General features: G+C 61.3%; 21 protein-coding genes and 3 pseudogenes. 10 read left to right on the forward strand and 14 right to left on the reverse strand.

The features are described 5' to 3' along the window. Positions 1 to 105 precede the first annotated feature (105 nt). Entirely contained in the window at positions 106 to 273 is a 168-nt protein-coding gene (locus SB659_RS18355) for a hypothetical protein (RefSeq protein WP_410551417.1), read from the forward strand. A 417-nt stretch (positions 274 to 690) separates the two neighbouring features. Here SB659_RS18355 and SB659_RS18360 read toward each other — a convergent pair whose 3' ends face one another. The 4 genes and pseudogenes from SB659_RS18360 to SB659_RS18375 form a co-directional block, all read right to left on the reverse strand. Then, complete coding sequence (locus SB659_RS18360; RefSeq protein ID WP_410551418.1) at positions 691 to 849, reverse strand: GIY-YIG nuclease family protein; 159 nt, start codon at positions 847 to 849, stop codon at positions 691 to 693. After that, positions 798 to 1,034 carry a GIY-YIG nuclease family protein gene (locus tag SB659_RS18365; RefSeq protein ID WP_410551437.1) on the reverse strand — a complete coding sequence of 79 codons (237 nt, stop codon included), beginning with the start codon at positions 1,032 to 1,034 and terminating at the stop codon, positions 798 to 800. Before SB659_RS18365 ends, SB659_RS18360 begins: the two co-directional genes overlap by 52 nt. A gap of 390 nt (positions 1,035 to 1,424) precedes the next feature. After that, positions 1,425 to 2,033 (reverse strand): annotated as a pseudogene (locus SB659_RS18370) (alcohol dehydrogenase catalytic domain-containing protein); the annotation flags it as partial. A 136-nt stretch (positions 2,034 to 2,169) separates the two neighbouring features. After that, on the reverse strand, positions 2,170 to 2,763 hold the full coding sequence (locus SB659_RS18375) for a TetR/AcrR family transcriptional regulator (protein WP_410551419.1): 594 nt from the start codon (positions 2,761 to 2,763) through the stop codon (positions 2,170 to 2,172). Between the two features lie 116 nt (positions 2,764 to 2,879). Between SB659_RS18375 and SB659_RS18380 the strand changes: the two genes are divergently transcribed. Genes SB659_RS18380 through SB659_RS18395 form a run of 4 tightly spaced genes read left to right on the forward strand, consistent with a single transcriptional unit; the run spans position 2,880 to position 6,410 of the window. After that, entirely contained in the window at positions 2,880 to 3,266 is a 387-nt protein-coding gene (locus tag SB659_RS18380) for an MmcQ/YjbR family DNA-binding protein (RefSeq protein WP_410551420.1), read from the forward strand. Beyond that, the gene (locus SB659_RS18385) at positions 3,263 to 3,622 is read left to right on the forward strand and encodes an MmcQ/YjbR family DNA-binding protein (RefSeq protein ID WP_410551421.1); all 360 of its coding nucleotides are present in this window, start codon (positions 3,263 to 3,265) and stop codon (positions 3,620 to 3,622) included. Before SB659_RS18380 ends, SB659_RS18385 begins: the two co-directional genes overlap by 4 nt. Continuing rightward, complete coding sequence (locus tag SB659_RS18390; RefSeq protein ID WP_410551422.1) at positions 3,619 to 4,950, forward strand: replication-associated recombination protein A; 1,332 nt, start codon at positions 3,619 to 3,621, stop codon at positions 4,948 to 4,950. The genes SB659_RS18385 and SB659_RS18390 overlap by 4 nt, the downstream gene beginning before the upstream one ends. Positions 4,951 to 4,970: 20 nt before the next feature. Continuing rightward, positions 4,971 to 6,410, forward strand: a complete 1,440-nt coding sequence (locus SB659_RS18395; RefSeq protein ID WP_410551423.1) for a carboxylesterase family protein — start codon at positions 4,971 to 4,973, stop codon at positions 6,408 to 6,410. Positions 6,411 to 6,673: 263 nt separating this feature from the next. Here SB659_RS18395 and SB659_RS18400 read toward each other — a convergent pair whose 3' ends face one another. From SB659_RS18400 to SB659_RS18430, 7 genes and pseudogenes are all read right to left on the reverse strand, one after another. Continuing rightward, positions 6,674 to 7,060, reverse strand: a complete 387-nt coding sequence (locus tag SB659_RS18400) for a Tn3 family transposase (protein WP_410551424.1) — start codon at positions 7,058 to 7,060, stop codon at positions 6,674 to 6,676. Beyond that, a pseudogene (locus SB659_RS18405) lies at positions 7,057 to 7,856 on the reverse strand (Tn3 family transposase). The gene SB659_RS18400 and the pseudogene SB659_RS18405 overlap by 4 nt, the downstream one beginning before the upstream one ends. Beyond that, positions 7,853 to 8,020, reverse strand: a complete 168-nt coding sequence (locus SB659_RS18410) for a hypothetical protein (protein WP_410551425.1) — start codon at positions 8,018 to 8,020, stop codon at positions 7,853 to 7,855. Before SB659_RS18410 ends, SB659_RS18405 begins: the two are co-directional and overlap by 4 nt. Before the next feature lie 204 nt (positions 8,021 to 8,224). After that, complete coding sequence (locus SB659_RS18415; RefSeq protein ID WP_410551426.1) at positions 8,225 to 8,389, reverse strand: hypothetical protein; 165 nt, start codon at positions 8,387 to 8,389, stop codon at positions 8,225 to 8,227. Beyond that, the gene (locus SB659_RS18420) at positions 8,386 to 9,018 is read right to left on the reverse strand and encodes a hypothetical protein (protein ID WP_410551427.1); all 633 of its coding nucleotides are present in this window, start codon (positions 9,016 to 9,018) and stop codon (positions 8,386 to 8,388) included. The genes SB659_RS18415 and SB659_RS18420 overlap by 4 nt, the downstream gene beginning before the upstream one ends. Before the next feature lie 470 nt (positions 9,019 to 9,488). Next, positions 9,489 to 10,910 (reverse strand): MFS transporter, encoded by a 1,422-nt coding sequence (locus tag SB659_RS18425; RefSeq protein WP_410551428.1) that lies wholly within the window; start codon positions 10,908 to 10,910, stop codon positions 9,489 to 9,491. After that, positions 10,903 to 11,343: a MarR family winged helix-turn-helix transcriptional regulator gene (locus SB659_RS18430; RefSeq protein ID WP_410551429.1), complete on the reverse strand. Its 441-nt coding sequence runs from the start codon at positions 11,341 to 11,343 to the stop codon at positions 10,903 to 10,905. The genes SB659_RS18425 and SB659_RS18430 overlap by 8 nt, the downstream gene beginning before the upstream one ends. A 249-nt stretch (positions 11,344 to 11,592) precedes the next feature. Here SB659_RS18430 and SB659_RS18435 point away from each other — a divergent pair. Both SB659_RS18435 and SB659_RS18440 read left to right on the forward strand, forming a co-directional pair. Then, a pseudogene (locus SB659_RS18435) lies at positions 11,593 to 12,366 on the forward strand (IS481 family transposase); the annotation flags it as partial. 294 nt (positions 12,367 to 12,660) lie between these two features. Then, the gene (locus tag SB659_RS18440; protein ID WP_410551430.1) at positions 12,661 to 13,731 is read left to right on the forward strand and encodes an IS110 family transposase; all 1,071 of its coding nucleotides are present in this window, start codon (positions 12,661 to 12,663) and stop codon (positions 13,729 to 13,731) included. A 240-nt stretch (positions 13,732 to 13,971) separates the two neighbouring features. On the opposite strand, the gene SB659_RS18445 is transcribed toward SB659_RS18440, so the two are convergent. Continuing rightward, the gene (locus SB659_RS18445; RefSeq protein ID WP_410551431.1) at positions 13,972 to 14,130 is read right to left on the reverse strand and encodes a hypothetical protein; all 159 of its coding nucleotides are present in this window, start codon (positions 14,128 to 14,130) and stop codon (positions 13,972 to 13,974) included. Positions 14,131 to 15,091: 961 nt separating this feature from the next. On the opposite strand from SB659_RS18445, the gene SB659_RS18450 reads away from it, so the two are divergent. Continuing rightward, positions 15,092 to 16,549, forward strand: a complete 1,458-nt coding sequence (locus tag SB659_RS18450) for an APC family permease (RefSeq protein WP_410551432.1) — start codon at positions 15,092 to 15,094, stop codon at positions 16,547 to 16,549. A 1,503-nt stretch (positions 16,550 to 18,052) separates the two neighbouring features. Here the strand turns inward: SB659_RS18450 and SB659_RS18455 are convergent. Beyond that, the gene (locus tag SB659_RS18455; RefSeq protein ID WP_410551433.1) at positions 18,053 to 18,205 is read right to left on the reverse strand and encodes a hypothetical protein; all 153 of its coding nucleotides are present in this window, start codon (positions 18,203 to 18,205) and stop codon (positions 18,053 to 18,055) included. 627 nt (positions 18,206 to 18,832) lie between these two features. Between SB659_RS18455 and SB659_RS18460 the strand changes: the two genes are divergently transcribed. Then, positions 18,833 to 19,186, forward strand: coding sequence for a DUF4192 family protein (locus SB659_RS18460; protein WP_410551434.1), 354 nt, complete (start codon positions 18,833 to 18,835; stop codon positions 19,184 to 19,186). Positions 19,187 to 19,756: 570 nt separating this feature from the next. Here the strand turns inward: SB659_RS18460 and panB are convergent. Continuing rightward, positions 19,757 to 20,653, reverse strand: a complete 897-nt coding sequence (panB, locus tag SB659_RS18465) for a 3-methyl-2-oxobutanoate hydroxymethyltransferase (RefSeq protein WP_410551435.1) — start codon at positions 20,651 to 20,653, stop codon at positions 19,757 to 19,759. 208 nt (positions 20,654 to 20,861) lie between these two features. Here panB and SB659_RS18470 point away from each other — a divergent pair. Beyond that, on the forward strand, positions 20,862 to 21,247 hold a 386-nt coding region (locus SB659_RS18470), incomplete at its 3' end, for a GntR family transcriptional regulator (protein ID WP_410551436.1).

Genomic DNA, 21,247 nt, shown 5'->3' on the forward strand with positions numbered 1-21,247 from the left:
TGAGACAATAAAAAACGCGGCCTCAGCCACGTAAGAAAATATCAACCCCAGCTGTCAACTAAACCTTCAGCAGTCCCTTCCCTTCGGAAACTCCGCAACAGGTGCATGCATTACCTCATCCCGCCCACGCTGATCGGGCTCGGAGACCACCTGCCTATGTATGGGCTTGTGGAATCGACATCGCCGGGACTCAGCTACGAGATCGTCAACGCGGAGCTGCAGCAGGTGCTCGCAGCCCTATCCGACGCACTATATAGCTGGAAACAGGCGTAAGTCGCAAGGAATCAAGCCCGCCGCGTTGAACCATACAGACACAAATCGTGTGCTGTCCGCTGTGTTTACCCCAAATCGGGCAATTCGAGAAACTCAACCACCTGCCGGTCCTCTTTGGTTTTCGGAGCGTTGAGAAACACCTGCGGGTCGTCCGCCAGGCCAACGCCACCGTCCGGCCTTGGTAGAGCGCCGGAATTCTGGCCTTCATGGCCACCGCTTGCTTCACTGAGCATCGCCGATAACGGCGCATATGACATGCCCCGCTTGAGTGGCCGACTCCTCTCGCGCAGCAGCGCGAGGGCTGGGACCTGGTTATTGCGCGCCAAACGGGCAAAGCCGCTGCCTGCGGGGTGCTGAGGCGGAACTCTTCGGCTGCCGGCAACTCTGTGAATTCGACCAGCTCAACGTGGTGTTCCTTCAGTACTTCCAGGACCTGGTGGGGGTGACCCGAAAGAATCCGCGGCGGAGGTTGACCTTGTTCACGCGCTGTTCCGCGAACGTCCTATGCACCATGGCTTCGGTGGCTACGGCGTCGTCCGAGTAGAAGAGAGCGTGCACATCAAATCGGAACGGCACGGACGCATCGCCGAGTTCGTTGACCCGTCCATGGGCTCCAGCCGGCGGGTCATGCCGATCTTGACCATGTTTTCCCCGAAGGCGCCGATGTTGGAGATGACGTAGACGTAGCCGGCGCGGATGTTCGCTGCGCGTCGTTCCACGTTAGCGAGGGCGAGTTCGTCCTCTGCGATTTTGGCGCGCATTCGTTCGGCGCATCCACGCCATGCTCGGTATTCAGCTCAAGGCAAATGCCGTATTCGAGCACCCGACCCTGGAGATACTCGCCCGGCGGATTGCATCTGGATCAGTCTAGTTGTACGAACCGGTTGGTGACGGTCTGACCAGCGGGTCAATTGCCCGGCTGGCCCGTGCGCAGAAAATAGTTACCATCTACAAAAGGATTGCTTCACTTTCATCTTCCGCCACCGCCGGAACGTCCCTTCCGTCACTGGCCGGGCGGGGTGCAAGCCATTTTTCCCCGTCCCATACGGCTGCACGTAGTACTCATGCGCCAATTCCCGAACCTCATCGCCGCTGATACCCCTCGGACCAATAGTCATGCCTGCACCTGCCCTCGCCAATCACTGACTGACTCACAACCAACCTGACGTAGAGGGCCCGGCGCCTTTTTGGCTATTTGCGCAGGTCGAGTGGGTACGGGGCCTCGAAGCCGGTCGGCATGAACGAGTCGAGGCGCGGGATGCTGCGGCGCAGCAACGCAATCTCTCATTGAGTGAGAGCTCCAGTGCCGCCACTGCAAGGCTTGCGACGGCACTGGACGACGGACGCGATGGTTGCGTCAGAGTGTGTCTATTGCGCGGCGAGCCGAGGTGGCGCGCGATGGCGATGGCGGTGAGCCCCACCGTTGAGGTGCCGCCGTGGATAAGCACGGTGTGACCCGATTTCAGCCCCAACCCGGCGGTGATCGAGCCGTGTGCGGTTTGCAGCATCTCAGGGAGTGCCCCGACGACGGCCCACGGCAGGTCAGTGTCGAATGGGATCACGTTCGCCGCGTCGACGACGGCATACTCTGCGTAGCTGCCGTCGATGGATCGACCGAGTCCTCCCATCATGGTGGCGACTTTCTGCCCGGGAGCAAGCTCGACGCAGTCACCAACGGCGTCGACCACTCCAACGGCCTCGATGCCCAGGACACGGGGGAAGGAGAAGTCGGGTCCCGACTCTTCCTGTCGGCTGGTGACCTCGGACTCGTTAAACTCGGAACGCCATCACGCGAATGTGCGCACCCATCCCCGGCGCACGTCGGGGAGGGGGACGTCGCTGACGATAAGACCGTTAGGGGCGACGGGGCCGGCCAGTCGGATGGCGCGCATCGTTTCAGGCATGGTTTTGATCCTTTTCGTGGAATGGGTGACCGGGGGCGGGGAGGTTGACGAGGGCTTCGAAGGCTTGGCGTACGGCTACCTCGTCCAGTTCTGTGTCCGGGTGCGCCAGGCGGTGGCTCCACCACCCCCACAGCAGTGCATTGACGGCAAGAGCGGTGCTATTCGGGAGGACGCGGTGAAGCATCACGAGCGAGTCGTCCTCGACTGCTTGGAGGACGGCTGCCACGTTAGGGTTCCGTGCGCCGTAGTGGCGTATCTCCTCATAGAGGCGGATGTCGTCGAGGCTGGGGCTCGTCGCGCCAATTGTCGCCTCGACAAGTGCATCAACGACGTCGTCCCGGGTGCGCGCTTCACTGAGAGGGACCGCGTAGCGGGGTTCGAGATCAACGCGGGTTGAATCCAGGGCATCCAGGATGAGGCCCTCCAAGGTGGGAAAGTAGTAGGTCATGGACCCCAGCGGCACCCCGGCGTGCTCAGCGATGCCCCGGTAGGTTGCTGCGCTCATGCCCCCGGACCTGATTACATCGAGCGTTGCTTGCAGAATCCGGGAGCGGCGTCCCGGGTCGTTCGGCTTCCCTCGGCGCATACTTTTCTCCAATGTTTGACCTTGTGCGTACAGCTGTGCGTACACTTGTGCGTAGAAGAAACTGCGTACGCGTGTACGTACATGACTACAATCTAATGCAGCATGGAGGTCATCGCGTGAATGGCGAAAAGCTGCAGCACCTTGCTCGGGCGCGTGTTCAAGAACTCCCCGGTGCTGATGTGGACCACCCGTTCGGACTCGACTGGGAAGTGTTCAAGGTGCGGGGCAAGGTCTTCATGCTGATGACTGAGGTCACTGGCCAACCCATCGTGATCGTCAAGTCAGATCCGGAAGACGCGCAAGCGCTCCGCGAAGAGCACGATGACATTACTCCCGGATATCACATGAACAAGAAGCACTGGATTACGCTGCACCCCGGCGGAGCACTGACAAGGACCCTTATTGACGAGCTGGTTACAGAGTCTTATCTGCTCGTCGTCGAAAATCTGCCCAGGGCTAACCGTCCCGTGGATCCCGCCGTGTTTGGCAGGGCAGATCGATGACGCTCTCTGGCGACACGCTGCAACAGACAGCCCGCTATACTGCCGCGGCGTTGGGGGAGGTCAGCAATGGCCGGCCGTTCGCTCCGCATCTGGATGTGTGGAAGGTGCGTGACAAGGTGTTCCTCATCATCACCGAGGACGACCCGGATCAGCAGATCATTACCGTCAAGGCCGACCCGCACAATGGAGACGCGTTACGCCGCGACTATGACACGATTACCCCCGGGAACTACCTGAACAAACAGCACTGGATCTCCGTCAGCCCCGGACCCGGCATCACCAAGCGCTTCATTGAGAGCCTGGTGCAGGACTCCTACGACCTCGCCTCCGGCCGCCATGTCGAGGAGCGATCGTGAGCGAGCAGCCGCCGTCGCTGTTCGAGATGGACGATTCCTCCAGACCCCTTGCCGACCGACTGCGCCCCCGCACTCTGACCGACGTCCTCGGCCAGGACCACCTCCTTGCCGCCGAGGCCCCGATCGGGCGCATGGTTGACGGGAAGCGACTCGTCTCGATGATCCTGTGGGGCCCACCCGGCTGCGGGAAGACCACGATCGCCCGCCTCCTCGCAGAGCAAACCAACCTGGTGTTCGAACCGCTCTCGGCCACCTTCGCCGGCGTCGCGGACCTTCGCAAAGTCTTCCAAGCAGCCCACCGTCGCCGGGAAGTCGGGCAAGGAACACTGCTGTTCGTCGACGAGATCCACCGCTTCAACCGCGCCCAACAAGACTCGTTCCTGCCCTACGTCGAAGACGGCACGATCGTCCTCGTCGGCGCAACCACCGAAAACCCCAGCTTCGAACTCAACGGAGCACTGCTGTCGCGCTGCCAGGTATTCGTCCTCAAACACCTCGACGATGTGGCGCTTCACGCCCTCATCAATCGCGCCGAAGACGTACTCGGTGCACCGCTGCCACTGGACGAGAACGCCCGACAGGCACTCATCGCCATGGCAGACGGAGACGGCAGGTACCTGCTGAATATGATCGAACAGATCCAATCGCTCCCGGCGCCCGTGGACCCGGCGACCCTCGCCGCCGCAGTACAGAAGCGCGCGCCCCAATACGACAAAGCGCAGGAAGGCCACTACAACCTCATCTCGGCGCTCCACAAGTCGATGCGCGGTTCGGACCCGGACGCCGCACTGTACTGGTTGGCCAGAATGCTCGACGGCGGCGAGGACCCGCTGTTCATTGCCCGCCGCATCACCCGCTTCGCCACCGAAGACATCGGCATGGCCGACCCAAACGCGGTACAGCAGGCCCTCGCCGCATGGGACGTCTATGAGCGCCTCGGCTCTCCAGAAGGCGAACTGGCGATCGCACAAGCCGTGCTTTACGTTGCAACCGCCCCGAAGTCGATCGCCGTGTACCGCGGCTATAGCAAGGCCCGCGCCGCAGCACAACGCACCGGGTCACTGATGCCACCGGCGCACATCCTTAACGCCCCCACCCGGCTGATGAAGGACCTCGGCTACGGTCGGGACTACCAATACGACCCCGATACCGACACTGGATTCTCCGGCGCCGACTATTTCCCCGAGGGCATGCCCCGGCAGACCTTCTACGAACCCACCACCAACGGGTATGAACGCGCCATCACCGAACGCCTGCACCATTGGGCACAACTGCGGACCGAAAGCTCAAACGCTTCAACCAGCCCCACTATCTCCGACACCGACTGAGCTCTGGAAAGGACTCACCCATGACCGACACCACCGGCACCCCTACAAATGAACATGCCGTTCGTTCCTGGCTTGGTATTCCGTTCGCCACTGCTGAACGCTTCCGCCGGCCCGTTCTGCTGCCGTTTAACCCTGACCTGCCGTACGACCAGAAAGGGCCTGCACCGCTTCAAGCCGGGGACACCAGTTGGCTCGAAGCCGACAACGGTTTCAGTGAGGACTGCCTGAACCTCAACGTCTGGGCGCCCGAAGACTCAGGCGACAAACCGCTGCCCGTGATCGTCTACATCTTCGGCGGCGGATGGATGCTTGGCGCGAACACGCAGACCACCTCGAAGGCGTCCGGACTCGCCGCAACGGGACGAGCGGTCGGAGTTTCCATCAACTATCGGCTCGGAGCGTTCGGATGGCTGTCCCTTTCCCACTACGGCGGCGCACTCGCAGAGGCCACTAACCTCGGCCTGCAGGACATCATCGTCGCGCTGCAGTGGGTCCGAGAGAACATCGCCCGATTCGGCGGCGACCCCGGCAACGTCACCGTCACCGGCCACAGCGCCGGCGCATACTCCACCCTCAGCCTCCTCGCCGCACCCTCCGCCGACGGCCTCTACCACCAACTCGCGGCATTCTCCGGCATGCCAGCACGCCAAGTCCCCGCCTGGGGCGCCGAAGAACGCGCACACGCAGTCCTCACCGGACTCGGAATCACGGACGACCCCGAGCAGCTACTGAACATCGACGCGCAGCTGCTTTCCGAGGCGATGGCTGCGACGCAGTCCGCAGACCCTGGGGCCGCGCACGGTGTGGACAACGATCTCGTCGCCATCGTCGACGATCGGACCCAGCCCAACGGCGTCCTCGCCGACCTTCCCATGCGAGTTCTCCAGTCCGGTCAGCACCGTGACGTGGACATCCTCTTCAGCAGCACCACCCATGAGCTCGACTGGTGGGTACTTCACAAGACCGAGGACTTCGATCCCGGCAGCATCGACGCCCTGGTCGCCGAGTTCGCCAACAGCAACCGCATCCCACGCAGCCGCGCCCGAAAGATCATCGCCGCCTACAACGTTGACGGGCGCACCTCCGTCCAGGTCCGTGGAGCCTTGCTCACCGACTTCTCCTTCACACTGCCCCAGGCCCGCGGAGCACTCGCCCACGCCGCGGCCGGCGGAAACGCACACCTGATCGCCGTCGGCCCCGTCGAGGGAGCCCCCGCCGTCCACGGCACGGAAATGTACGGCATCGTCGGACAAAAACGACCCGGCGCCAGTGACGAGCAAATCGTCCGTGATACTTTCGTTCGCGACGCCCTGCTCGCCCTAGCCACACGCAAGACCGATGAATTGTGGGAACCCGTAACTACGTACCCCACCACGAAGGGCATCGGCAATATGCCCTACGACGCCACCACCCACGCCACCAACGTGCTCGAGACCTTCAGAGGAATCGACCGCCCATAGCAGTCCCTGTACCTGCGCCGCGGATGCTTCTGGGATCCGCGCCAGAGGATCGATGCTGCCGAACTGACCGACAGCGCGCGACACCGGTTCAGGGCATCCGCTCCGAAGCCGCTTTATAGCACCGGGAGAACACCGCCACCGAGCGCTGTCATCCACAACGAGGGGCGTTCCGGGATACATTTGGGGATGCGACGCCGGGGTCTATCGCAGACGTTCGTTTATGTTAGACGCCGTTTCCTTCTAATGAGCCAGGGCAACGGTCGTTAGAAGGTCTCGGCATCTGCCGTCAGGTCCCTGAACGGTCGGAGTTTTTTGGGAATGTTGGTTGTTGAGAATCTGTATCGGCCCAGTTCGTTCACATGGGGGTGCCCGAGGGGAGAAAGCCTGGCAGTGTCTTCATCGGGGACCAACCGCCCCTGCGCCCGGAGCTCGGTGACGGCGGCGTCGAGGAAACGGGTGTTCCAAAGGGTGATCGCATTCACGACAAGCCCGAGGGCACCGAGTTGGCCTTCTTGGCCTTCCCGGTATTTTTGGTAGATCTGGCACGCCGGCCGTGGAAGCCCTTGCGGGCGAGCCGGTGCCTGGATTCCTGGACGGTGGTTTGTGCGTTTGATGGTACGGCGGTGGGTGTCGTCGACCGGATCGATCATGGCCAGCAGGTGCAGCGTTTCGCGATCCGCCCGTATTCTGTGAAGGCCTGACCCAGCGGCGTGGGCCTTCCGTCACGGCCGAGCATTTTGAGTACGTCATGGGCCCGTACCTGCTGGGTGACCAAAGATCCGATGACGCGCAGCATGTCTGGCCAATGAGTTTCGATCTTGGCCAGATTGACCTTGTGTCGGGCGATAGCGTTCAGGGGTCCGTAGTCCGTGGCCGGCTCGTTTGGCCAGTGGGCCCTCCAGTACCTCGTATCCCCGATGTCGGAGATGCGCGGCGAGAATCGGTAGCCGAGCATCCTGAACAAGCCGAAGACCAAGTCTGAGTAGGACGCTTCGTCGGTAGCAATGATTGGGTTTGGGCCGCCGTCCAGGTTCAGCAACACGTCAAGAATGTGAAGGCTGTCCCGCGGGGTGCCGGTGACGATTTGCGCCCCGATCCCTGCGACCTGGTCGTTGACGGCGTTCAGCCAGGCGATGCCGCGTTTGTAGCCGAAGTATTTCGGTGACGGCCCGAGCTTATCGTCCTGACCGGGACAACGAAACGAAGCCCGTCGACGGAGGCCAGAAGCCCGCCACCCCAGTGCTGGGCGATCGGCACTTTGCTTGGCGCCTCTATGAGGGCAGTGTTTGCCGCCGCGTGCGTTTCGGCCCGGACATAGTTCTGATAGACGTGGGAAAGCCTGCCACGAGTCAACGCCTCCCGGGTCGGGTCCGTGACCGGAATCAGACCCACGTTGCGTCCTTCAGCGATCAATAGCGCCGCTATCGAGGTGGCCAGATCCTTCACTCGTGTCCCGGAGCCGGAGACGTGGACGTAAGCGTCCAGGAATGAACTTCCAGGAGAAGATCCGGCAAGTCGATATGGGGGATCATCGCGGAGGTAACGGATCGCAGCTCGGCCAGGCTTGCCGGGATGTCCGCGGCGTTGAGCCGTTCAACGGAAAGACGCATCCTGCCCTCGGTGCCGGGGACAATTGTGATCGATGATTCAGGCCGGCTTCGTCCAGCCGGTCTGCTGTTTGACGCCAGCTTGCGTCGAGGACGTCGACGAGTGCACGAAGATGGATCTTTACCTCGGTGTCTAGGCCCAGGCTGCCCAGAATCTTCGGTTGGGCACCCTTCCACGCGGCGCCTTCAAGCAGTCTCGCCCTCGGATCACCCCAGCGATGGGAACAGGTAGCGAAAACGTCCCTCACCCAAGGCTTTGTACAGCTGTTCCAGCACGCACAGCACGTAAGCGTCACGATCAACCGTGCCGGCCGGCAGGTCCGGGTTGGCGTAGACGGCTCTGGCGCCAGACCGGCGGAATCGGGGATTCATCTACCTCGGCGGGAGGCAGCGCCTTGATTCGTGTTCTGCGGCCCGCTAACTCTGGTAGCTGGTTGACCGCGGCCAATACGGCGGAACCTGCTGGTGATGCGCCAAGTGATCTCGTTCCCGGCCAGCAAGGCCAAGAACGGTCGCACCGTGCGGTATTTCTCAGCCAAGGCGACACGCATCGACGTCTCCGCGCTGCCGTCATCGTCAGGGACCAGTTCAGTTACGGTCGCCACGGCACCAAGAATCTGTTCCTTTGGCGCAAACCTTTCCAACGACCCCCATGTGGCAGCCATGTCCAACCCGTTCCCATCAGATCTTGCAGCATCGAGGGCAGCTAGTAATTCCTGATTGACCAGGGCCAGAATCCGGGAGGCCCGTTCCAAGCGAGGCAGCGAGGCCAGCCGGTCGTTGTTTGATGCCGATTTGGCCGGGTTGATCAACCTGGTGGACATCAGCAGCGCAAACAGATCCAGAACGTCATCCACAGCGATCGCGTCAAGGTGACGCGCCAACGCCAGGAGAGTGCCTGTGCGCCGCGGTTCAGCCAATGCGTCTAGTGTCGCGGCGTTGCTCGCCATGCCGTACCGCCCCAAGGCAGCAATACGACCGGCCTGCAAGGCTTCCAACATCCAACGCCCGGTCCAACGCAGACATCAAAGCGGGACCCGATACGCGCGGCGGCGATTTCTTCCATATCTCCAGCTCCGAAAAGCGGCTCCCCCAGGTACCTTCAACGACCGCCGCAAACGTCCTGGCAGACGTACCGGCTTCCCTCTCCCCACCATGTTCTTTGCCTGCTGGCGGAGCATCGCGTAGCTGTGCCCGACGGAGCCGGGGCAACCCAGAGGGCAAGCGGCGGGTGGGTCGTGTGAGAAAATAAACGCAGCGCCGAACACAAACCACCCGTTGCGCGGCCGTCCGCAGCACGGTTGCGTCGGTGGAGCGGGCACGTACGATCCGCAGGACAGCAGCAAAAAAGCAAAGAAAAATGCTTCTACAGTCCAAGCTGAGCGAGATCCACATCTGCCCCGAGGTGGGAGTCTGCCAGGCCAGCCTCCGGTGGCCCGGAGCATCCCCCGTCTGCGGCATGCTGCCGCGTTTACCCGATCAAAGCGTCAGGTCGCTCGTCGGTTGCCCGGCGGGAACGCGTTACCAGGGTGTGGATGAGCAGGGCGATGAACACCGCCGCGCAGAGGACTGCGCCGATCGCGAACGTGGTGCTGATTCCGGCATCGGTCGGGTGAAGATCCGGTGCCATGTTCCCCGCGAGTACCGCACCCGAGACCGCGGTGCCGAAGGAGGCTCCCACGTTGCGCAGCACCTGGTTGAAACTCACCGAACTGCCCAGCTCTTCAGTGGCCACGCTGCGGGCAATCAGCGCTGGCATGGCGGCATAACTGGCACCCATTCCCAGGCCGAACACCAACATCCCGATCAGGATCTCCCAGAGCTCGGTATGGGCAAACCAGAGCAGCATTCCGGCTGCCGCCACCAGGCCGGTACCGATCGGCAGCACGGTCGCCAGAGGGATCCGGCGCGCTAATCGGCGCACAAGACGATTCGCGACGAGGCTTCCAACCGACAGCGGGAACATCACGAAACCGGCCCAGAACACGGGCAGCGCGATGCCGTAGCCGGTTGAAGTCGGGGCTTGGGCCACGAGGCTGGAGATTGATAAGCCGATGTACATCGCGGCACCCAACCCCATGCCCGTGCCGTTCGCCAACAACACCTCACCGTTCCGCAGGACCCGAAGGTTGACCAGAGGGTACCGCGTCCGAAGCTCCACCCGGACCCAGGCCGTCAGGACTGCTGCCGCGACAATGAACGCGCCGACAACCCCCGAAGAACTCCACCCCCAGGAGGGCCCTTCACTGACGCCCAGGAGCAGAGCGCCCAAGCCAAGGCCGAGCAGACCCGCGCCGGCGAAATCAAAGGGAAGCCGTGGGGCTCGTTCGTCGGGTCCTGCCGGCACTGCGCGGAAGACCACAAAGATCGCCGTCACCACGAACAACGCGGCAAACCAGAAAGCGAACCGGAAGTCGAAGAGCCCCGCAATGATTCCGGTCAGTGGGTAGCCGACGCCAAGGCCGGTCGCCACCGTCACCGACAGGCTCGATATGGAGAATCGCACCTTATCAGCAGCGATGTAGCGGCGGGCGAGGGCGATCGTCACAGGAACAATCCCGTAGGTCAGGCCCTGAAGCGCCCGTCCGACCAGGAACACCGTGAAGTTTGGAGCCGTCGCAGCCATGACGGACCCGGCGAGGATGATCCCCAGTGCCAACAGCAGGAGCCGCTTCTTGTGCGGTCCGTCGCTGATCCGTCCCATCACCGGGGTCGCCACCACACCGACCAGAAGGTTGACGGTGAGCATCCACTGCGCCGTACTGACCGGCACATCCATCTCACGGGCAATTGACGGCACCAACAACATGCCGAGCGAGCTCACGATCGCCGTGGAGAGCGCCGCATAGACCAGCGCCAGCACCAGGCTTGAACGTGCCGCCGGCTCAGTCAACGGACACCTCAGACCCAAGCTTGCTCAGGACTCGGATAGCCCCCTCCAGCGCCTTCCGCTCCTCCGGCGTCAGCCGCTCCACAATTGCCCGGTCAAGCCAGGCATGACCGGCCGCCAACTCCTGAGCCAGCTTCTGCCGTCCCGCGTCAGTCAGCTCGATCCAAGTCCGGCGCCGGTCCTCCTCGTCGGGCACCCGCACAACGAACCCCAACCGTTCCAGCTCACCTGCGGAGAGCGAAATGGCCTGGGGACTGACCCGAACGACGGCAGCCAGTTCCGAGGAGGTTGCCCGCCCCTGTTCCGCCAAGTGGCTGAGCACCCCCAACTTGCCCGGGGATAGCGTCCGTTCGGCATTGAGCCGCCGCAGCAGCGTGCGCAGCGCGTCGAAGAAGGAGCGCGTCGTTAACTGGTCCGTCATTGATCCGTGGGTCATGCCTCAACTATACATGGAGCTTGATCAAGTTGCTTGCGCATATTCAGAATGCTCCGGCGACGATCGAAAACCTCCTGTTGCAATAACCGCTTGAATCCGCCGATCCTCTTACGGACGCGGGCGAGCCATCGAGTGTTCCGGTTTCCGAGGAATGGGACACGCCACCGAACTAGGTGTATTAACCACGTACGTTAGTGACGTTCGGCGTGGTGGAGTGACATGAAGAAGACCTCCTCACGCTAGACGGGCCGGTACCGTGAACACGGCGAGAACGGGAAGGAGGACCGCTCAAGCCGCCCCCTGGGCTCTCCCTCACGGACGCCGCAGCACCGGGAACGGCGGATCATCGCACTGCGCGTGAACCGGCGGTGGGGCCCTGTCCGGATCGGCTATCTGCTCGGTATCCAGTCTTCCACCGTGCACAAGGTCCTCTCCCGGTTCGGGCTGGCGAAACTGTCGTGGCTGGACCGTGCCACAGGCCGGGTGATCCGCCGTTACGAGCACGAGAAGCCAGGCGACATGATGCACGTCGACATCAAGAAGCTCGGACGCATCCCTGACGGTGGCGGCCACCGCGTCATGGACCGGTCAGCAGGGAAGAAGAACAAAAACAGGGACCGTAGCGAACCGGCGACGGCTACGCCTACCTGCATAACGCCGTGGATGACCACTCCCGCTTCGCCTACACCGAGATGAGATCCTCGAAGACGAGAAGAAAGAGACCGCCGCCGGCTTCTGGGAACGCGCAAACGAGGCATACAACGCGGCCGGCGCATCACCGTGAAGCGTGTCCTCACGGACAACGGTTCCTGCTACCGTTCACACGCCTTCAAAGACGCTCTCGGCCCGGACATCAAACACAAGCGGACCAGGCCCTACCGACCGCAGACCAACGGCAAGGTGGAGCGGTTCAACCGGACAATGCTCGAGGAGTGGGCCTACTCTCGACCCTACACCTCCGAGGCCGAGCGTGTTGCCGCTTTCCCGGACTGGCTCCACCACTACAATCACTGTGAGTCTTGATCGTGGCTGGTCCGGGACCGGCTGGCAGGATGGGTGCAGGCCGTTCCGCCCCGTGGATGTGACTCATACAATCATTGACGTTTGTTTGTCTTGCTGTGGACTTGTCCATCTTTTGGGGTGGGTGGCCGGTACCATTCCGGCCCACCTCGGTAGCTTGATCAGAAGATTGTCCACCCTTAGCGGGGGCGTGACCCATCACAGTGCTGTTCCGACGTGACTCCTACCCGGACTGGTACCGGCCCTTGACGGCCGTTGACCCATGTCCTCGTTCTTCGGAAAGGTGCCGTGACCGCCATGTCCATCGTCGCTCATGCCCACCCATTTGTCGTGGGTGTCGACACACACGCCCGCAACCATGTCTACGCAATCCTCGCAGCCACCACCCGTGCCCTGCTTGAATCCCGGTCATTTCCCACCACTGCGGCCGGAATCAACCGGGCCATCAACTGGGTGGCCCGCCGCACTGGCGCGGATGCTGACACCCTCTGGGTCATCGAAGGCGCCGGGACTTACGGGGCGATCCTGGCCGGCACAGTGGCCTCCCATAATTATCCGGTCGCCGAGGCCCCACGGATGGATGCCAAGAAACGCCGCGGCGTGGGGAAAACCGATGCCTTGGACGCCCACCAAATCGCGGCCGCAACACTGCCGTTGCTCGTGGAAAAGCTCCGCCGCCCCCGGCTCAATGACGGGATCCGCCAAGCGGTGCGGATCTTGACCACCGCCCGCGGCGCCATGAGCGCCGACCGCACACGCTCGGTCAACGCACTCAACGCTTTAGTACGCAGCACCAACCTGGGCGTCGATGCCCGCAGGTCCCTCACCGCCTCCCAAACCTCGGATATCTCCCGCTGGCGGCCCCGCGAGGAAGAACTGTCCCTGTCCGTCGCCCGGAACGAGGCCATCCGCCTGGCGAAACATATACACGAACTGGACGAGCAGCTCGTAAACAATGAGAAGCAGTTGGACGAGCTGGTCAGGGCCAGCGAGGCCGCACCCTTGCTGGAAGAGAAAGGGTTTGGGGCGATCAGCGCCGCTAAGTGTCTCACCGCGTGGTCACACGAAGGCCGGATTCGTAACGAGGCAGCTTTCGCCTCTCTGGCGGGCGTAAACCCCATCCCAGCGTCTTCAGGGAACACCGTCAGGCATCGGCTGAACCGGGGCGGCGACAGGGCGCTGAACAGCGCACTGCACATGGTTGCAGTAACGAGGATGACTCACGATGCAGAAACCCGTCAGTACGTGGAAAAACGACGCGCCGAAGGTCGTACAGACAAGGAAATCCGCCGCTGCATCAAACGCTACTTGGCCCGCCGTATCTACCGGACGCTTAAGGCCTCATCCGGACCAATGAATGCGGCTTGACAGACATAGAAGAGTCAACCGAGGCCACACCTCACTCAAGGGTCAGCCACCCGCCAGCCGCGTCACCAACCTCCGTGGTTAAGACACCTGGCCCGCACTTTGAGCGCACCACTTCCGCATCCCTCGTTCGGTAGGTAATGTTGCCGTTCTTGGAGTGAACGATCCTGGGGCCGGAGGTCGGATTTGCTGCTGGATCACTTGCCGCTGTAGGGTTTCTGCGTTTAATGCGTGTTCCACGGTTTAGGGGTCGCAGTGAGTGGTGCCATGAAGCAACGCCACCAGCTGCTGGAACGGTTCCAGCGTTTTACGTAGACCAGTGATGACGCCAACAGGCTCCCACTCCCCGCCGATCCGCCTGATGAGCTCGTCGATGGTGAGCGCGGACTGGATGACCGCCACGAGGTTTCCGGTGTCGCCGCCACCCTTGCCGAGGTGGTCGATGGCACGATCGAATCGGCGTATTGCCGTCTGCGCCGGTCGAGAAGAGAGTCTCGGATCGAAATCCGTGCGGCTGCGATGATAGCGGCGGCCGTCATCTCAGCCTCGATGCTCATCGTTCCGTCATGACGGTCGCTCAAGAACAGCGCGAGCGCGGTTTGGTGCCGGTTAAACCATCGGTCCTCCTCGGTGCGAAGATCGCTGCTTTCTGCAAGGAGTTTGGTCCGGACCGCCGCGTCGCGTGGATCGGCCGTGAGGCTATCGACGATCAGAGGAGCTCCGCGCGCTGCTCTGCCCAACGTTCGCTCGCTCTGATGTTGCAGGAGGTGTGTATGCATCTCGAGGTGATACACCTCGTGGTCGCACGAAAGCACTTCGCTCTTTCCCGCCGAAGAGATGGAAGAATGTGCGTCGGGAGACACCAGCGGCCATCGTGATGTCCGAGCACGCGATGGTGGTCCTCTGGTGCTCAAAGGCAGTGATGCCTCCGTGAGGTTCGCGCAGACAAGGACAAGCACTGTGGCCGGAATGTTTCGAGCAATTTGTGGAGGCAAACGTATCTTTCGGGTTCCAGTTCCCCGCGCCCGATAGCCGAACCTGGGCTTGGGAAACCTCATGGCGAAGTAGCCGTATAGCTTCGGACCTCCGGATTGAACCGGCATCCGTCTGCCGAGTTGCCACTGGAAGGTTACCAAAGCGGTCAACGTGCGCTTGTCGGTTTTTCCAGTACCAAATTGTTCAGCCTCAGTGGCACGATCTATCAACCCTCGAGCAGAAATGAACGTTGTGCAACTTCGCGGAGGGCTGCAAAGTTGCCACAAACAGTCCGAGATCCGCCTGGTTGGTCGCGAAGGGGCGACCAAGGCTCGAAGTACGGTGGCGGCCCGGGAACCCTAAATTACTTACCAAGAAGGCAGTGGTTATGGACAGCACTACAACACAACTGGCGACCGAACGGCCGCCACAGGCAGGGCCACACCTAACCGGCAAGATGGGCAGCCTGGGGCTCTTCTTCAGCGTGATGGCCTACAACGCCCCCATGGTGGTCGTGATCGGCATTATCCCTATCATGGTCGCCACCGGCAGCGGCCTTGGGACGCCTATCTCATTCGTTGTGGCGGGCCTCATCCTTGGATGTTTTGCCGTGGGGTTCACCCGCATGTCCAAGGTCATGCCGAAACCCGGTGGCTTTTACTCTATGACAACGGCTGGACTCGGCCGGGAAATCGGACTGGGATCCGGGTTTGTCGCGCTGCTCGGCTACTTCTGCGTCTATGCCGGAACCCTTCCGTTCGGCGGTATCGTTCTGGGCGAACTCGTGCACACCACCATGAGTGGTCCTGATCTCCCGTGGTGGGTCTGGGCAGCCGTTTTCTGGGCCGGAGCCGCGGTCCTTGGTTATTTCAACATCGAGCTTTCCGCAAAGTTCCTGACGGTGTTCCTCTTTCTTGAGATCGTCATCATTGTCGGGTATGACTTCTTTGTCTTCGTCAACGGCGGAGCCAACCATGCCGGCATCGCTTTGGCCCCCCTTCTCCCGACTCACTGGTTTGATGGTTCCTTCAGCTCCGGCCTGCTCTTGGCTCTCGGCATGTACGGCGGCTTCGAAGTCACCGTGTTGTTCCGCGAAGAGGTCAAGAATCCCAACCGCGTCATTCCCCGCGTCACGTTCGCGGTCATTGCAGTGGCGATGACCATCTATGCCGTATCTTCGCTGGGGTTTATCAACGCACTCGGCATCGACAAAGCGGTCGAACTCGCCACCGCCGATCCCACCGGATCCATGACCGGCACGCTCGTGCAATTCGGGGGCACGGTGTTCTCCGACGTGGCGACAATCCTGGTCAACACCAGTACTTTTGCCGTTATCCTGGCCGGACACAATATCACCGCCCGCTACTTGTTCAATCTCAGTGCCGACAAGATCTTCCCCCGCAAGCTCAGCACAGTGCACCGACGCCACGGCTCGCCTTACCTGGCCTCCATGGCAACGAGCGCCGCCGGCCTGCTTATGAATCTCATCGCGGCCGTCGTTGGGCTGGGACCCTTGGACCTCTACACTGCAAGCCTCGGAATCTCCAGCTTCGTGATTCTGGCAGTAATCTTCATCGCCAGTATCGCTGTGCCTCTCTACCTGCGTCGGCACGGAGCACACCACACCGCATGGAGCAGGGTGGTATTCCCGGTTCTAGGGATCATTGGGCTGGGCACCGGACTGACCCTGGCGGCCGTCAACTTCGCTTCACTGGTTGGAGGATCGACGGTGCTCGCCACCGCTCTGATGGCTCTGATCGTGGGCCTATTTGTTCTCGGGTTAGTCATGGCCATCATCTACCGTCGCACGCATCCAGCGACATACAGCAACATCGGCCGCCAGTGAGCGCAACAAGGGTGGTGGCCCTACGCTCTGGCGGCTGCAGTGAACTAGGCACACGAGAGACGGCCGGCCCAAGGAAATGTCGGCCACCTCTTCCATCCCCGGGGCCGCAGACGGAGAGCAGTTCGGTGCCCTCCACCCAACTGGCGAGCCGGCGGAAGATCGCCGATCCAGTGGTCTGCCTGGGGAGCGACGAATCCTGCCACCAGGGGGTACCGAGTTCGTGATACACGGAGGGGACGGCGCCCGGAGCTCCAAGTAACCAGCATCAGGTGACGGTGACATGGTGAGAAATGAAGGCTCACGATTCCGACTCGCCGCTACTAGGCGCTTAGTGCACTGGGGAGCCCACGTCCGGCCCCTGTGGGCCGCCGGACGCCCAAAGGCCTCCGCACCAGAAGTGAGTCCATTCTCGCTGCCTGTGCGGAGGCCTTCGTCATCCTCTGGCTCACGAAGGCCGCGACCGGAATGGAGCGACGTCATCGAAGCAGCTACCAGCGCCCTTGTTATAGACAACTAGCGACATTGACGGGTCAAAGAACACCGCCATCTATCGGCAAACTCCACATTTTGGAACCAGGGCCGACCATGCTGAGCGTCGCATCTCCACGACGTATCGCTGCCAGGGTTCTCCACTTTCTATGTTTTGGCCGTCCTTCAAGCATTCAAGGTGTCGCCTATCGTTGCTATTTGAAAGCAGAAGATGGACTGGAGTGCCGGACCGCCCCAGGTTTAATTGAGCGTCCGCAATCATATGCGGCACTAGCCGAGGCATTGGACGTTGAACAACAGGCCCAGCTATCCCTAAAAGTACTCTCCCTCTGACGCCCGCGCGTTGGTCCGATCTGTCGAATCAGCGCAATCTGGCCAAATCGTCCCATCACACCATCTATCCACAGGTGCGACGGCGCTAATCTCAACGGACAGGGTCAAAACATAGGCCGATCTCGCGCTGTCCACCATGGGCGGTCCGGAGCGGGGGCAGTTGTACGGTGTCCCTCTGCGCTTCATCGTCCTCGCCCTCATCTCAACTAGTGTTGCGATCCGCTGTCTCCAGTGTGGGCACACACGTCTTTTTACGCATTTAGATAATCAACCGAAATTTCGCAGAATCTTTAGCATTTTCACAATGATCTATGGCTTGGGAGTAGAACCTGAGTGATGGTGCACGCGCAACTCGCAATTGCCCTCTTTCTGGGGATCTGGGGTGGCGCCAACTCACAGGCCTACCCCCGAGCTCAGTCGCTCCGAATAGTCGTGTTCCTTGGCCGGAACTCTGGACTCCGTTCCACAAGGGCCGGAAGCTTCTCACGGTAAGCGTCATGGCGTGCTTCCAAGGAGCAGACATGAAAGACCAGAAACAATATATCGCTCTTTGTCATTTCTGACATTCACCGGACTTGGCCGGATAGCCGCGCGAGCACGCGCAAACGCCGGAACCGTCCCACAACCACGTACGACGCTTTGAGTCGCTCCCCGCACACAAGATTTCCCGGCGAGTCCCAGTCACTCGCTCAAGGCTTCCATGACCAGCACTTCTGTCACGGCCGGAACGGTGCACAGACCAATTTCCACAATTACTGCCATCGAGGGATAGGACAAACGATGAATGCGCTCACCATCATGGACCCGGCCGATCTGCTCAGCTTCATCGGGCACACTCTCGGGTTTTGGCCTCAAGAAAGCCTCGTGTGCACCACCCTGTACGGGAACAACGTCGGCGCGACACTGGCATCTACCTCCCGCGCCGATCAGGACAAGAAGTTCTTCACGCCAGAACCGTCACCAACTACCTCACCAGCGATACCAACGCCAACAGCATCTTTTTCACCCTTTACACCCACAAACTAACGAACCAGGCACCGAAACACCTACGCAGTCACCATCGCAGCCCTCACCGGCGCCCTCGCCGGCAACGGCATCACCATCCGCGACGGATCTTCGTCGGAGACGACACTTACTCCCCGTATGACGAGGAACCCGGACAAGCAATCACTTTCCCGTCAGCAGGACCCAGTACAGCCGGGTCAATGCCGAATTCATCTACCGCGGCAGCACCATCGAACCCTCCAACCAAATCATCCTCCCGCCACCAACACACCGAGCAGAGCACGCCAGCGCCGTCGAAAATCATAAGGCAAAGATCAATTCAGGGTTCGCCCACGAATCAGTCCAGAAGGCCCACGACCACTGGATGTCGATGCTGAGCTCCACGGACTACCCCACAGAAGACGACGCGATCGCCTCATCGCATACTTCCAGTTCCCACACATCCGTGACCAACTCATGGCGGACATCCCCGGCATCAACGAACCACCGCACCACGTTCTTTTCGCGCAAACCCAAGCGCCACCTCAATGGTCGAGAATTGAATGGGCCCAACAACTACTTCTCCACGCGTACACCAGGACCAGCCCTCAACACGCTGCGCCCATCCTCACCAGCATCGGATATATCAACTGGTGGCAAGGACGTGGCTCCAAAGCCCACCAGTTCATGCAGCTGGCGCTCGACATCGACCCCGCCTACCGCTTCGCGAGACTCAGCGACCAATTGTTGGGAGATGGCATCATCGCCGGCTGGAACACCAACAAAGAGACCGCCTACAAAACACACCTCGACATGCCATTACTTGGGTGATTACGCCAGCGGAAGATGCGGAGAATCGAATGAACGCAGGCCAAGAATCTGGCCTTAGGAAGTAGGTGCCCGCCACCTTCGCTGCGCCATCGCGCGCGCTGAGCCAAAGAATCGAGTTGACGACACGTACCGTAGTCGGCAGTGGACAGTACGGGCGGGAAGTACGTGCGAGAACTTCCGCTCGTTTCCTTGGTGACGCCAAAGCGCTCGGCGCATTGGTCGTGAACGCTCTCCCGGTTCTCCGCGTGTAACTGTCCACCTGGTGTCCATCGAGCGAAGCATCAGGCGGCAAACGACGACCAGAACGGTTGGTTAATGTCGCCCTTGCGACCACCGGATGCAATGTAGTTTGCTGCTTCATCGCACGGTCCCCCAGTCATACGCCGCCGCTTAGAGGGATCATTACTGAATCGAACCCACGGTGTCATGAGCGATTTCCGCAATTGACCTGTGCCCGTAGAGCCCGCCGAGATAGGGTCTCTATGCCCCCATGGCTGTCCTGTTAAACATCGCAGCTTTACGCTGTGTTTGCCCGGAATCGCCTGCGAACTGTCGCGCGCCGTACCGGGATCAGAAAGAGTGCTCCGGACCTGGAAACCGTCCAGATCGGACGTCGTTGCCGTAAGCGGTAGCGGCGTCCGAAAGCGTGCGGCGAAGGTCTGCGTACTGCCTGACAAACTTCGCCATACGGCCGCCACGCAGGCCCGCCATGTCCTGCCACACGAGTACCTGTCCCGTGGTTTCTTTGCCGGCGCCTATGCCCACGGTTGGAACACGGACTGCCGCATCCACGGCGGCTGCCGTCTCTGCAGGAACCATTTCCATCAACACGCAGAATGCACCCGCTTCAGAAAGAGCGACCGCATCATTGATCACCCGCTGCGCATCATCGCCCCGGCCCTGGATGCGATATCCCCCCAACGCATGCTCGCTCTGCGGAGTGAAACCTATATGGGCCATCACCGGGATTCCGGCCTGAACCATGGCGCGAACGGTGGGCGCATAGTAGCTGCCGCCTTCGATCTTGACGGCGTGGGCCAGGCCTTCCTTGAGAAACCTGACGCCCGTAGATACAGCCTGCTCCGGGGAAACTTGGTAACTGCCGAACGGTAGGTCGGCCACGATCAAAGCACGCTTCGTAGACCGGGCAACTGCGCGGCACAGCGGCAGTAATTCGTCCACAGTGACAGGAATGCTGGTTTCGTTGCCGAGAACATTGTTAGATGCCGAATCGCCAACGAGAAGCACCTCGATGCCGGCGGCATCGAAAATCTCCGACGAATATTGCTCGTAGGCGGTCAGCATTGCAAATTTCGTACCACCGAGCTTCGCTTGCTGCAAGTGATGAATGCGCACCTTGGCGGGACTGTGGCCTGCTTCCGCGTCCACCCCACTCCTCGGACCGTTACCGTGCTGCATGGGTGAGCTAGCTGAAACGTCCCGTCCTGAACTGTTAGTTGGTCCCATCTAATTCTCCTTCGCTAGTGGGCGCCTCCGCGTCGGCGGAACCTGACTGGACGGTTACATGACGACGGCGGATACACCGCAGATCTGCAGCTTCAATTGAGGTCCAAGCGTCATGTAACTCTAGAGTCTTTCAGGACAAATGTATACATTGAGCATGATTTCTACGGCATCGTTGCCGCAAAACATTCTCTGTGTATACAGTGGCATCATGCGCGCCAGTGATCGGGCCTACATGGCCCTCCGTGAAGACATCGTCGAGTGGCGTCTTCGGCCGGGCGCCATCCTGGCTGAAGTTGAGCAATCCGAACGTCTCGGAGTGTCACGGACCCCGGTCCGGGAGGCGCTGAGCCGCCTCACCGCAGAGGGGTTGACGACGGCGGCGGGGGGCCGCGGCGTCGTCGTTACCGATATTTCGCTGGAGAACATTGATGAGCTGTTTGAGCTGCGCGAAACCTTGGAAGTGCGGGCCGCCGCCCTGGCCGCTGAGCGCGGTGAAGCCGGCGTTTTTGCTGAGCTCCGCGCCCGGCTCCTGGATGCCCCTGCACTACTCAGCGAAGACGATCCCGCACGGCACGAGTACTACGCGCTGGTTGG

It is taken from the genome of Arthrobacter sp. SIMBA_036, from assembly GCF_046535135.1.
Taxonomy (GTDB): Bacteria; Actinomycetota; Actinomycetes; order Actinomycetales; family Micrococcaceae; genus Arthrobacter.

Coding starts and splice junctions, on each gene's coding strand:
- SB659_RS18355 (WP_410551417.1), top strand. CDS start 106: ATGCATTACCTCATCCCGCCCACGCTGATCGGGCTCGGAGACCACCTG.
- SB659_RS18365 (WP_410551437.1), bottom strand. CDS start 1,034: ATGCGCGCCAAAATCGCAGAGGACGAACTCGCCCTCGCTAACGTGGAA.
- SB659_RS18375 (WP_410551419.1), bottom strand. CDS start 2,763: ATGCGCCGAGGGAAGCCGAACGACCCGGGACGCCGCTCCCGGATTCTG.
- SB659_RS18385 (WP_410551421.1), top strand. CDS start 3,263: ATGACGCTCTCTGGCGACACGCTGCAACAGACAGCCCGCTATACTGCC.
- SB659_RS18395 (WP_410551423.1), top strand. CDS start 4,971: ATGACCGACACCACCGGCACCCCTACAAATGAACATGCCGTTCGTTCC.
- SB659_RS18400 (WP_410551424.1), bottom strand. CDS start 7,060: ATGATCGATCCGGTCGACGACACCCACCGCCGTACCATCAAACGCACA.
- SB659_RS18410 (WP_410551425.1), bottom strand. CDS start 8,020: ATGCGTCTTTCCGTTGAACGGCTCAACGCCGCGGACATCCCGGCAAGC.
- SB659_RS18415 (WP_410551426.1), bottom strand. CDS start 8,389: ATGAATCCCCGATTCCGCCGGTCTGGCGCCAGAGCCGTCTACGCCAAC.
- SB659_RS18420 (WP_410551427.1), bottom strand. CDS start 9,018: ATGTTGGAAGCCTTGCAGGCCGGTCGTATTGCTGCCTTGGGGCGGTAC.
- SB659_RS18430 (WP_410551429.1), bottom strand. CDS start 11,343: ATGACCCACGGATCAATGACGGACCAGTTAACGACGCGCTCCTTCTTC.
- SB659_RS18440 (WP_410551430.1), top strand. CDS start 12,661: ATGTCCATCGTCGCTCATGCCCACCCATTTGTCGTGGGTGTCGACACA.
- SB659_RS18450 (WP_410551432.1), top strand. CDS start 15,092: ATGGACAGCACTACAACACAACTGGCGACCGAACGGCCGCCACAGGCA.
- SB659_RS18460 (WP_410551434.1), top strand. CDS start 18,833: ATGGCGGACATCCCCGGCATCAACGAACCACCGCACCACGTTCTTTTC.
- panB (WP_410551435.1), bottom strand. CDS start 20,653: ATGGGACCAACTAACAGTTCAGGACGGGACGTTTCAGCTAGCTCACCC.